This window comes from Actinoplanes rectilineatus, assembly GCF_000962825.1.
GTDB lineage: Bacteria > Actinomycetota > Actinomycetes > Mycobacteriales > Micromonosporaceae > Actinoplanes > Actinoplanes rectilineatus.
Genome location: NZ_JZKF01000044.1, coordinates 30,309 through 42,266, shown reverse-complemented (window position 1 = coordinate 42,266; position 11,958 = coordinate 30,309). Strand labels below are relative to the sequence as shown.

General features: G+C 70.4%; 8 protein-coding genes. 5 read left to right on the top strand and 3 right to left on the bottom strand.

The features are described 5' to 3' along the window. Nucleotides 1–99 precede the first annotated feature (99 nt). From WH85_RS28505 to katG, 4 genes are read left to right on the top strand one after another with little or no spacing between them, the layout of a single operon-like run. On the top strand, nt 100–504 hold the full coding sequence (locus tag WH85_RS28505) for a hypothetical protein (protein ID WP_045745105.1): 405 nt from the start codon (nt 100–102) through the stop codon (nt 502–504). A 60-nt stretch (nt 505–564) separates the two neighbouring features. Then, the gene (locus WH85_RS28500) at nt 565–5,436 is read left to right on the top strand and encodes a diguanylate cyclase (protein WP_045745104.1); all 4,872 of its coding nucleotides are present in this window, start codon (nt 565–567) and stop codon (nt 5,434–5,436) included. Nucleotides 5,437–5,486: 50 nt separating this feature from the next. Next, complete coding sequence (locus WH85_RS28495) at nt 5,487–5,927, top strand: Fur family transcriptional regulator (RefSeq protein WP_045745103.1); 441 nt, start codon at nt 5,487–5,489, stop codon at nt 5,925–5,927. Beyond that, entirely contained in the window at nt 5,924–8,146 is a 2,223-nt protein-coding gene (katG, locus tag WH85_RS28490; protein ID WP_045745102.1) for a catalase/peroxidase HPI, read from the top strand. The genes WH85_RS28495 and katG overlap by 4 nt, the downstream gene beginning before the upstream one ends. 55 nt (nt 8,147–8,201) lie before the next feature. Here katG and WH85_RS28485 read toward each other — a convergent pair whose 3' ends face one another. Both WH85_RS28485 and WH85_RS28480 read right to left on the bottom strand, forming a co-directional pair. Further along, nucleotides 8,202–9,080 carry a hypothetical protein gene (locus WH85_RS28485; RefSeq protein ID WP_045745101.1) on the bottom strand — a complete coding sequence of 293 codons (879 nt, stop codon included), beginning with the start codon at nt 9,078–9,080 and terminating at the stop codon, nt 8,202–8,204. Between the two features lie 105 nt (nt 9,081–9,185). Then, nucleotides 9,186–9,773, bottom strand: a complete 588-nt coding sequence (locus tag WH85_RS28480) for a VHL beta domain-containing protein (protein WP_045745100.1) — start codon at nt 9,771–9,773, stop codon at nt 9,186–9,188. A gap of 127 nt (nt 9,774–9,900) precedes the next feature. Here WH85_RS28480 and WH85_RS28475 point away from each other — a divergent pair, with 127 nt between their 5' ends. Next, nucleotides 9,901–10,413, top strand: a complete 513-nt coding sequence (locus tag WH85_RS28475) for a GNAT family N-acetyltransferase (protein ID WP_052720867.1) — start codon at nt 9,901–9,903, stop codon at nt 10,411–10,413. A gap of 3 nt (nt 10,414–10,416) precedes the next feature. Here WH85_RS28475 and WH85_RS28470 read toward each other — a convergent pair whose 3' ends face one another. After that, entirely contained in the window at nt 10,417–11,925 is a 1,509-nt protein-coding gene (locus WH85_RS28470) for a radical SAM/SPASM domain-containing protein (RefSeq protein ID WP_052720866.1), read from the bottom strand. Nucleotides 11,926–11,958 lie beyond the last annotated feature (33 nt).

Here is an 11,958-nt window from a genome sequence, read left to right as displayed (position 1 = left end):
CCGGGCGACGCCTCAAGAGGTTCGGCGGGTCCTAAATTCAGCCGCTGGCAGGCCGACCGGGAGGCGATGCAAGCAGGGGCCGAGCGGATCGAGGTAGTCATGAAGAACGTCGCCATCACCCTTGCCACGGTGCTCTCCGTGGTAGTCGCGGCCTCGGTCGGCGCTATCGCCTACCTGATGGGCAGCCGCAACAGCGACGCCCCGGCCCCTGCTGCTGCGATCACCACGGCGGCGGCCGTCACCACCACGCCGACCGCGGCATCCACCAGTGAAGCGCCGATGCCGCGATCCTCGGTCACGACCGTCTACGTGATGGCGAAGACCGCGGCGCCGGCACGCGTCACGCTCAGCTCCCTCGGGTCGAAGCCGTGTGCGGCGCTGTTCGCCCGCGGGGTCGGCTACTCGCGGATGTGGGAGTACTACCAGCAGTTCGGCTACCCCGCGACGATGGACATCGACCACGACGGTTACCCGTGCGAGACCGTTTGCGGCGACGTGAACTGAGACCGAGCAGGTTGCCCGGGCGGCGGCTCAAGGACGGCGTGGGAATGCCGATCGGATGGCGTGGGGCCTGACACGCCGGAAGACGTACTGCACGACAGCGACCGGACCCATGTCGCGCGGGTTCGTGCGGCCGACGGCACCTGGCTGGTGTGTAAACGGCCGCTCGGGCCGCGCGCGGGGGAGCGTCTGCGCAACGAGCTGGCGGCGCTGCGCCGGCTGCAGGGACTTCCCGGCGTTCCGGTGCTCGCCCCGGGCGTCGACGACGGAGAAGGCGAAGCCGGGGTCGTTGCGGTCGTGGACTCGGTGGGGACCCCGCTGGGGGAGTTGCCCGCGCCCTGGCCGGTGGGTGGGCTCATCGAGTTGGCGCACCGGCTCGCCGGCGTGCTCGCCGGGGTTCACCGGCGTGGGGTGGTGCACCGGGACATCAGCCCGGCGAACATCCTGGTCGGGGTGGACCATCTGCCCGTGGTCATCGACTTCGAGCTGGCGGTGCTGCCCGCCCAGGACCGCAGCGTGCCGGTGCCCGACGAGGGGATGGCGGGCACCCTGCCGTACCTCGCTCCGGAGCAGACCGGGCGGACCGGCCGGCCCATCGATCACCGGGCCGACCTGTACGCGCTGGGGGCCACCCTCTACGAGCTGGCCACCGGGGCGCCGCCGTTCGGGCGGGACCACGATCCGCTCCAACTGATCCACGACCATCTGGCGCGGCTGCCGGACGCTCCGCACCAGGTCGACCCGCATCTGCCCAAGGGGCTGTCGGAGATCCTGATGCGGCTGCTGCACAAGGAACCCGACCGGCGGTATCAGAGCGCTGAGGGGCTCGCGTACGACCTGGCACTCCTCCACGACCGGTGGGAGCGCGGCAACCCGGACGGTTTCCGGCTCGGGGCGCGGGATTTCCCGATCCGGCTGGTGCCTCCGGCCCGGCTGATCGGGCGGGACCCGCAGATCGCCGCCCTGCACGGGCTGCTGGCCGAGGCGAGCGCCGGGCACAGCGTTTTCGCCCTGCTCACCGGGCCGCCGGGGATCGGTAAGACGGTGCTGGTCGAGCGGCTGCGCCCGGCTGTGGCCGCGGTCGGCGGGCGGATGGTCTCCGGGAAGTTCGACCAGTTCCAGAAGGGCCACGGCGGTGACGCGGTGCGGGAGGCGTTCGCCCGTCTGGGTGCCATGCTGCTGGCCGAGCCGGACGACGTGGTCGCCGGTCTGCGGGAGCGCCTGCGGGCCGCGCTCGGCCCGGAATCGTTGCGGGCTATCGCGGCGATCCAGCCGTCTTTCCGCGCACTCCTCGCCGCGGAGGAGCCGGACACCGAAGGGGTCGCGGAGTTCGTTCATGTCCGGGCGGCCGGGACGGCCATTCTGCGGACCGTCGCGAGCGCCGAGAATCCGGTTGTCCTCTTCGTCGACGATCTGCAGTGGGCCACGTCCGGCGCCCTGCAGTTCCTGGACGAGATGCTGGGCGAGGACGGCATTCCCGGATTGTTGGTTCTGGGCGCCTACCGTGTGGAGGAGATCGACGAGACTCACCCGTTGAGCGCGTTGCGGGCCCGCCTGCGCCGGGATCGGGGAAACGCCGCCGAGGTGTTGCTCGAGCCGCTGGGAGCGGAGGATCTGACCACCCTGGTCGCGGAGATGCTGCGCCTTTCCCGTGCCGATGCGGGGCCTCTCGCCGCGGTTCTCGCGGAGCGGACGGGAGGTAATCCGTTCGACACGGTGGAACTGCTCGACGCGTTGCGGCGTGAGGGCGAACTGGTGCCGGAGGGCGACGGCTGGACCTGGGACGGCGCGTCGTTGCGGCGTTTCGTCGGGTCCGGGGACGTGGTGGACCTGCTCGGTGCGCGGATCGCCGCCCTGCCGCCGCGTACCCGGGAGATGGTCGAGGTGATGGCCTGTCTCGGCGCGGAGGCCGACCGGGAGACGGTGCGGATCGCGAGCGGCCGGGACCCGCTGGATCTGGGACCGGCCGTCGACGACGGTCTGCTGGTTCTGCACGACGATGTGGCGCGTTTCCGGCACGACCGGGTGCAGGAGGCGGCTTCCGCGGGCATCGATCCGGGGGCGCGTGCCGCACTCCATCTCACGATCGCCCGTCGGCTGACCGGGGCGGCCGTACCGGAGCTGTCGGCGGCGCCACACTATCTCGCCGGAATGAGTGCTCTGGCCGTACACGAGGAGGAGAAGGGCGCACACGAGGAAGAGAAAGGCGCACACGACGAAGAGAAAGCGTCGGTGGCGGGTCTTTTCCGGCGTGCCGCGGCAGCGGCCCGGCGGCTCGCGAACTATGCGGGCGCCGAGCTTTATCTCGCGGCCGCGCTGCGTCTTCGGGAGAAGACCGATGCGGAGTACGCCGAAACGACCGTCGACTGGCATGCCGCGCTGTGTGCGCTGGGCCGGTTCGACGAGGCCGACCGTCTTTTCGAGGAGATCGCGGCGACCGAGCCGGATCCGATCCGGTTGGCGAATCCGGCCGCCGAGCAGATCAGTGCCCTGTTGCGGCGGCGGATGATGGACGAGGTTTTCACGCTGGGGTTCGGGATGCTGGGGCGGCTCGGTGTCGACGTGCCCGGCAGGGAGCGGATGGGGCCGATTGGCCGGGCCGGTCTGGCCGATTTCTATCAGTGGCTGGACGCTCACGACGCCGATGCCCCGTTGCCGGAGCTGACCGATTGCCGGCTGCTGACCGCGTCCGTGGTGATCAGCCGGATGGCCCTGGCCGCGCTCTTCGTCGACCCCGAGATCACGACATGGCTGGTCGCCACCGCCGCGGGCATCTGGTCCGGTGACGGCGTCTGCGAACCGCTGGTGGCGGCGCTCGGGCACATCGGCTGGGTCACGATCGGCGGTGGCGGCGCATACCGGGACGCCTATGACGCGGCGCGGCACGTGATGGCCGTCTGCGAGGCCCGGGGCTGGGAACACGGTGCGCTGCACGCCAGGTTCATGCACGCGATCGCGACCGGGTCGTGGTTCGAGCCGCTGTCGCGGTCGGTGGCGCTGGCGCAGAGTTCGCGGGAGGGGATGCTGCGGGTGGGGGACCCGCACAACGCGTTCTACACGTTCTACACCTCGTTGACGCAGATGGTGGACTGTGCCGATCTGGACGCCCTGGAGCACGAGGTGACGGCGGCGCTGGCGATGGCCGATCGTCTGGGTGCGGCTCGGGAGCGTCTCACGTTTGCTGTTCCCGGACGGTTCGCGCAGGCGATGCGGACCGGAACGGATCAGCCGCCGGAGGGCTTCGACGAGGAGGCGCACCTCGCGGCTCTGGCCGGTGACGACATGGCCGTCCTGATCTATCTGACGATTCGCGGGCTGTCCGCCGCGATCCTCGGCGAGGACGCCGTTCTGGCAGCGCACAGCGCCCGGGCGGTGCCGCTGGTGTCCTCGGCGCCCGGCACCTCGTTGACCGTCACCACGCATCTTCTCGGTGTTCTCGGCGCGCAGGTCCGGGCGGGTGAGGCCGGGGCGGCCGAGGAGCGGGACCGCTGCGTCGGATTCCTGGCCGCCCGTGCCGCTGACCATCCGCCGAACTTCCGGTACCTGCTGCGGTTCGCCGAGGCGGTTCGGGCCGAGACCGTCGGTGACCCGGACGGTGCGGCGGCGGCCTATGACGACGCGATGGCGGTGTCCGGGGACGTCGGCACGGCCTGGCAGCGACCGCTGATCTTCGAGCGGGCCGCCCGGTTCTATCTGCGCCGGGGCTACCAGCAGGTCGGACTCCGGCTGATGGCCGAGGCGATGGACGGGTACGCGCGCTGGGGCGCGACCGGCAAGGTGCGCCGGCTGCGGCGGGAGGAGCCGGGGCTGGCCGAGTTCTCCCGGGCGCCCGGCGGCCGGAGTGTGTCGAGTAGTCACAGCGTGGACCTGTCCGTCGAGGACATCGACCTGATCGCGGTGCTCGACGCCGCCCGGGCGCTGAGTTCGGAGACCTCCCTGGACCGGCTTCAGGGCCGGGTCCGGCACGTGCTGAGTCAGCTCACCGGCGCCACCACGGTCCACATGATCCTCGCGGTGGGGGAGGGCTGGGTGTTGCCGGCCCTCGACGACCGCGCCGAGATGCCGGTGGAGGAGGCGGCGTTCCAGGGGCTGCTGCCGTTGAGTGCGGTGCGCTACGCCGAACGGACCGGGGAGCCGTTGCTGGTCGACGACGCCGCCCGGGACGAGCGGGTCGGGCGGGACCCCTGTCTGGCCGGGCTGGAGCACTGTTCGCTGCTGGTCGTCCCGGTGTTCAACCACGGGCGGCCCGCGGCGATGCTGGTGCTGGAGAACCGGCTCAGCCGGCGCGCGTTCTCGGTCAGCCGGCTGGACGCGGTCCGCCTGATCGCCGGCCAGCTGACCGTCTCGCTGGAGAACGCCCGCCTGTACGCGTCCCTGGAACGCAAGGTCGCCGAGCGGACCGAGGAGTTGGCCGAGGCGAACCACCGCCTGGAGCTGATGACCGTCACCGACCCGCTCACCGGGCTGGCCAACCGCCGCAAGCTCGACGCGGTGCTCGCCGACGAGTGGGTCCGTTCGCGGCGGACCGGCGCCCCGATCAGCGTCGTGATGATCGACATCGACCACTTCAAGCGGTATAACGACCACTATGGTCATCAGGGTGGCGACGAGTGCCTGCGGGTGGTCGCCGAGGCGCTGCGAGACAGTGTGCGCGGCACCGACCTGGTGGCGCGGTACGGCGGTGAGGAGTTCTGCGTCGTGATGCCCGGTACCACCGGCGACATCGCGCTGCGGGCCGGTGGCCGGCTGGTTCGCGCGGTGGCCGAGCTGGCCGTCCCGCACGTCCTGGCCGACGCGGGCATCGTGACGATCAGTGCCGGTGTCGCCACCGACGCGGCCGGTTTCGCCGACGAGCCGGAGCGGCTCACCAAACTCGCCGACGCCGCCCTGTACGAGGCGAAGCGGGCCGGCCGTAATCGGGTGGCGCCGGTGTGAGGTGATTTCAAAACTTGATTCACTCCAGAAAAGTCCGCTAGGTTCTTCGCATGACGTCCGACTTCGCGGCTCAGCTGCGGGCGGCCTCGTTGCGCGTCACCCGTCCTCGTCTGGCGGTGCTCGCCGCGCTCCACGACCGCCCGCACGCCGACACCGACACGGTGATCGCCCTCGTGCGGGCCGGCCAGCCCACGGTCTCCCACCAGGCGGTCTACGACGTGCTGCGCGCGTTGACCGACGCCGGTCTGGTGCGGCGCATCCAGCCCGCCGGCGCGACCGCGCGGTACGAGACCCGGGTTGCCGACAACCATCACCACATCGTGTGCCGCTCGTGCGGCACGATCGCCGACGTCGACTGTGCCGTCGGACGGACCCCCTGTCTCACCGTCTCGGACGACCACGGTTTCGCGGTCGATGAGGCGGAGGTCGTCTTCTGGGGTGTATGCCCCGAATGCCTCACCAAGAACGCCGGCTCGGAAGGACAGCAATGACCGACAACCAGGACACCGCGGGCAAATGCCCGGTCGCTCACGGCAGCGGCAGCGAGAGCGAGAACCCGGCGATCGACGCGCCGACCCCGCAGACCGGTGGCCGCCCGCGCACCAACCGTGACTGGTGGCCCAACCAGCTCGACCTGGCGCCGCTGCACACCCACTCGCCGAAGGTCAACCCGCTGGCGCCCGACTTCGACTACGCCGAGGAGTTCGCCAAGCTCGACGTCGACGCGCTCAAGGCCGACATCACCGAGGTCCTCACCACCTCGCAGGAGTGGTGGCCGGCCGACTTCGGCCACTACGGCGGTCTGATGATCCGCCTGAGCTGGCACGCGGCGGGCACCTACCGGATCCACGACGGCCGCGGTGGCGCCGGTGACGGCGGTCAGCGGTTCGCCCCGCTCAACAGCTGGCCGGACAACGCGAACCTGGACAAGGCCCGCCGCCTGCTCTGGCCGGTCAAGCAGAAGTACGGCCAGAAGATCTCCTGGGCCGACCTGCTGGTGCTGGCCGGCAACGTGGCCCTGGAGTCGATGGGCTTCAAGACCTTCGGCTTCGGGTTCGGCCGGGTGGACGTCTGGGAGCCCGAGGAGATCCTGTGGGGCCAGGAGGACACCTGGCTCGGTGACTCGCGCTACGTCGGCGACAAGGAGATGGCGCCGAACGTCGGCGCCGCCGAGATGGGCCTCATCTACGTCAACCCGGAGGGTCCGCGGGGCAGCGCCGACCCGCTCGAGTCGGCCTGGTTCATCCGCGAGACCTTCCGCCGGATGGCGATGAACGACGAGGAGACCGTCGCCCTCATCGCGGGCGGTCACACCTTCGGCAAGACCCACGGCGCGGCCCCGGCCGACGGTGTGGTCGGCGCCGAGCCCGAGGGCGCCCCGATCGAGGCCCAGGGCCTCGGCTGGCTGAGCACGCACGCCAGCGGCAAGGGTGGCGACACCATCACCTCCGGCCTCGAGGTGACCTGGACCGACAAGCCCACCCAGTGGAGCAACCGGTTCTTCGAGATCCTCTTCGGGTACGAGTGGGAGCTCACCACCAGCCCCGCCGGAGCGAAGCAGTGGGTCGCCAAGGACGCCGAGGAGATCATCCCGGACGCCCACGACTCGTCGAAGAAGCACCGTCCGACGATGCTGACGACCGACCTGTCGCTGCGCGTCGACCCGGCGTACGAGAAGATCTCCCGCCGGTTCCTGGCGAACCCGGACGAGTTCGCGCTGGCGTTCGCCAAGGCCTGGTACAAACTGCTGCACCGTGACATGGGACCGGTCAGCCGTTTCCTCGGCCCGTGGGTGCCCGAGGCGCAGCTCTGGCAGGACCCGGTTCCGGCCGTCGAGGGCGCCCTGGTCGGCGATGCGGACATCGCCGCCCTCAAGGAGAAGGTCCTGGGTTCCGGCCTGACGATCGCCCAGCTGGTCTCCACCGCCTGGGCGTCGGCCGCCAGCTTCCGGTTCACCGACAAGCGTGGTGGCGCGAACGGCGCCCGCCTGCGCCTGGAGCCGCAGCGCAGCTGGGAGGTCAACGCGGCCACCGGTGACGTGCTGGCCAAGCTCGAGCAGATCCAGGGCGAGTTCAACGCCGCCGGTGGCGCGCAGATCTCGCTGGCCGACCTGATCGTGCTGGCCGGTTCGGCCGCGGTCGAGAAGGCGGCCGCCGACGCCGGCGTCCCGGTCACCGTGCCGTTCCACGCGGGACGTACCGACGCGACCCAGGAGCAGACCGACGTCGAGTCGTTCGCGGTCCTCGAGCCGCGGGCCGATGCGTTCCGCAACTACCTGCGGGCGGACGAGAAGACCCAGCCCGAGGTGCTGCTCGTCGACCGGGCGTACATGCTGAACCTGACCGGCCCGGAGATGACCGTCCTGCTCGGCGGCCTGCGGACGCTCGACGCGAACGTCGGTGGCGTGGCCCACGGCGTTCTCACCGACAAGCCGGGCGTGCTCACCAACGACTTCTTCGTCAACCTGCTCTCCCCGGGCACGAAGTGGAAGGTGTCGGAGGACAGCGAGAACGTCTACGAGATCCGTGACCTGGCGACCGACCAGGTCAAGTGGACGGCCACCGCGGTCGACCTGATCTTCGGCTCGAACTCGCAGCTGCGCGCGGTCAGCGAGGTCTACGCCAGCGCTGACGCGAAGGAGAAGTTCGTCAAGGACTTCGTCGCGGCCTGGACCAAGGTCATGGAGCTGGACCGCTTCGACATCGCCTGAGTCACGCACTGAGTGAAGGGCCCGGCCTCCCCAGGCCGGGCCCTTCCGCGTCTGCCTACTTCTTGGTGGAGGTGGCGGCGACGTTCGCGGTGATGCCCAGCACCGAGGTGCCCACGGTGGTCTCGGAGCCGCTCAGTTTGACCGAGGCGCCCACCGGCAGGTCCGCCAGCGAGACGCTCTTGCCGTTGATCGTGACGGTGGCCTTCGGGTCGACCTTCAGCGTGAGCGGCTTGGCCGACGGGCCGGTGGAGACCGTGATCGTGCCGGACTTGACGTCCACCGCGGTGACGGCGCCGGAGAGGTTCAGGTCCCAGCGGGACAGGGCGGTCAGGGTCTTGGCCGAGGAGACGCCGTTGGTGGTGACGCCGGTGACCACGACGGTCGCGCCGGACGTCAGCTTGCCCAGCCCGGTGACCTTGCCGTCCAGGGTGATCAGGGCCTTGTCGGCGACCGGGATGACGTCGGTGGCGAACCCGCCGGCGGTGGTGAGGGAGAGCCGCTTGACGGTGACGGTCCGCTTGGCGTCGTCGGCCGAGACCACCGAACCGGCGGTGGCGAACGGCAGGACCGAGGCCGCCGAGACCTTGGTGGCCAGCGAGATCCCGCCGTCGGTGACATTGCCGGAGAGCGTGATGCCGGCGCCGAGCGGCAGCTTCGCCACCACGGTGAGCTTGCCGTCGACGGTGACGAGGGCCTTGGGGGAGACCGAGACCACGGTGCTCTTGCCGGTGGCATCGGTGACGGTCACCGTGCCCTTCGTCGCGTCGACGCCGGAGACGGTGCCCTCGGTGGTGAAGGTCTTCACGTTGCTGCCCGAGCCCGCCTGCACGCTGGAGCCGGCGGTGGCGGCCAGTGCGGGGGTGGCGGTGGCGATGCCGGTCAGGGCGATACCGGCGACGGCGGTGACGACGGCAGCGCGGTGACGGATCTGCATGGGGGTTCCTCCAGGATCGGGCGCCGTTGTCGGCGTTGCACACCACAATCGGTGGCGGCCCGAATACCTGGAGTAAACGTGTGGAGCCGTTCGGTCGCAGACCGGTTAGCGGATGACAACCTGCGCGGGCGTGGCGAGAGTCCGGTACGCGGCGAGAACCGTCCCGTCCGCGCCGGAGACCACCCAGTACTGACCGGCGAAGGTCTGCTGCGTGTACGTCTCTCCGGTGGTCAGGGCGGCGTAGTCCCTGCGCTCCCCGTCGTAGTTGATCCACGACACCATGACGGAGGCGCCGCCGGTGTTCCGGAAGTGGATCCGCGTCTCCGGGCCGGGGTCGGGGGCCGCCACCGCCTCGGACGCCGGCAGCGCCGCGAGCTCCGGCCAGGTGTCCGGGTCGTCGGACACCGGCGCCGCGGTCTTCGTGACAGCAGCCGTTGATGGCGGCTCGGCAGTGGACGCCGACGGGGTGAGCTGCCCGATCACCACGCCGATGCCGACGCAGAGCACGACCGCGAGTGCGACGACCGCCCCGACGAGCGGCCGGTTGCCCCTCTTCTCCAAGACTGATTCCTGCTGGACCGGCTCCGGCTCCGGCGGCGGCGCGGGATCGTGAGCCGTCGGCGGGTCGTACGGAATCTCGGGCAGCGGCGGGTCGTAGGGATCCACCGGCTCGGCGAGGGGCTTGTCGATCACCCGACCACGATATTGATGATCGGGAACCGGTCGACCTTCGGGGGCCATAATCGATGGATCTTCAACGATCAACCCTACGATCTTGCAGGGCAACACAACTAATCTTGCGAACGTGCCAGGATCATCGTTGACCGCCGTTGTCCGCCCCGCCATCGAAGCCGACGTGTCCAGCATCGCCAGGATCTGCTCCACGTCCTACCGCGACGCGTACCGGGACCTTCTGCCCGAGGGCTACATCGAACGCAGCGTCGTCGCGTTCTACGAGCCGGAGAGGGTCGCCAAGGAGGTGTCACCCGCCCCACCGGACTGGTTCGGATACCAGGTTATCGAGGAGGACGGCCGGATCCTCGGCGCGGCCGGCGGCGGCATGAGCGGCCCCACCGCGGGCGAACTCTCCCTGATCTACCTCGAGCCGGCCCAGCGCGGGCGCGGCCTCGGCACCCTGATGCTCGACAGCGTCACCGATCAGATCCGGGCAGCCGGCGGCACCGAGATGTGGGTGTCGGTCTTCCTCGGCGACCGCAACGGCATCGGCTTCTACCGGGCGCGCGGCTTCCAGCCGATGGACACGGTCCGTGCGGCCCTGTCCCGCGTCGACGACCACATCGTGAGCCTGCGCATGTGCCGGCAACTGGGGTGACGGTCAGCTCGGGCGGGCGTACTTCAACAGGCGCAGGCCCTCCAACCGCAGCACCTCCGGGTAGATCGCCTGGTAGATGTGGCAGTTGGGGGACTTCACGTCGAACCGCCCGGTGGCCCGGAACGTGGCGACCGAGCAACCGCCCGAGCACCAGTACCGCCACGAGCAGTCGCGGCAGCCCTCCTTCTCCTCGACGGCCAGGTTGAGCACCGTCCGGGTATCGGAGCGGACCAGTTCGAGCGGGTCGTCGCGGAAGACGTCACCGAGCGTCCGCTCGATCTCCATGTGACACTTGGCGACGCGTCCGTGCTGGTCGACGACCACGTAGTCGCGGCCGACCCCGCACGAGTGCTGCCGGGGCTGCAGCAACTGCCCACGGTCGAGCACCGTGCCGAGGACACTCCACGGTGGCAGGCGCTCCTCGATCACGGCGAACGCCGCCCGCAACGCCGCGATCATCTGCTGCTCCTCGTAGCGCAGGTCGTCGAACCCGGAGGCGCACTCGTTGTCGCGGAAGAAGTTCAGGCTGAACGTGAGGTCGCGGTCCAGGGCGAAACGCACCGCGTCGGCCACCCCGTCCGCGTTCCGGCTGGTGATCGTGATCGACAGATGCGGTGCGACACCGAGCTGCGCCAGCCGGGCGATGGTCCGCTCGACCATCCGGAACGACGGCTTGCCCGCGGTCGACGGACGCTGCACGTCGTGGCTCGCCCCCACCCCGTCCAGCGAGATCATCACCTTGATGTCCTCACCGGCCAGCGCCGCGGCGAGCCGGGGCGGCACCATGACGCCGTTCGTCAGCACGGTGGCGTGCAGGTCCAGGCCGTTCCTCCCGGCCACCTCCTTCGCGTACGCGTGAAGCGTCACCACCAGGTCCGCGTTCAGCGTCGCCTCGCCACCGGCGTACTTCATCTTGACCGCGGGAAATCCGTGCCGCACCGCCGAGGCCACCACGGCGTCGATCGCGGCCCGGCCGGTCGCCTCGTCCATCGGCTCCCGGGTCTTGGCGAGATAGCAGTACGGGCAGCGCAGATTGCAGTCGTTGGTCACGTGCAGCCAGGCGGTGAGCATCTCCCCGCGGTCCGATCCGGAGAAGTCCGGCCGGACCGGGGAATCGGCCGGCTCGATCATTTCCAGAGCGTGCAGCCGATTCACCACGGAATGGAATTCCGCCCGGGTCGCGGCATCCAGCGCCGCCCGGGCGGCCGGCACCGTCACCGGATCGGCGAAACCACGGAAAATCCGCCGGGCCGCCGCGTCGACGACCACCGCGCCGCCGTGCCCCAGCGGATTGAACAAGGTGCTGTACGCGTCGTCCACGGGTATTTCGACGACGTTGCGCCCACTCACCCAGACGTCGTCGTTCTCACCCGGCGCCGGCTGCCGTGGTGCCCGCCGCACGCTGGTGCTGCTCACCTCACAGGCGCAGTCCTCGCAGTTGTGCACCAGGCGGCCGCCGTCGCCGCCGACATCGGCACCGGACAGCACGACGGCGTGCCCGTCGGATTGCATGCTCGCCACGATCCAGCCTCCATGCGGTCGGCG

Excerpts from the sequence above, each read along its gene's own strand:
- WH85_RS28505 (WP_045745105.1), top strand. The coding sequence starts at position 100 with ATGAAGAACGTCGCCATCACCCTTGCCACGGTGCTCTCCGTGGTAGTC.
- WH85_RS28495 (WP_045745103.1), top strand. The coding sequence starts at position 5,487 with ATGACGTCCGACTTCGCGGCTCAGCTGCGGGCGGCCTCGTTGCGCGTC.
- katG (WP_045745102.1), top strand. The coding sequence starts at position 5,924 with ATGACCGACAACCAGGACACCGCGGGCAAATGCCCGGTCGCTCACGGC.
- WH85_RS28485 (WP_045745101.1), bottom strand. The coding sequence starts at position 9,080 with ATGCAGATCCGTCACCGCGCTGCCGTCGTCACCGCCGTCGCCGGTATC.
- WH85_RS28470 (WP_052720866.1), bottom strand. The coding sequence starts at position 11,925 with ATGCAATCCGACGGGCACGCCGTCGTGCTGTCCGGTGCCGATGTCGGC.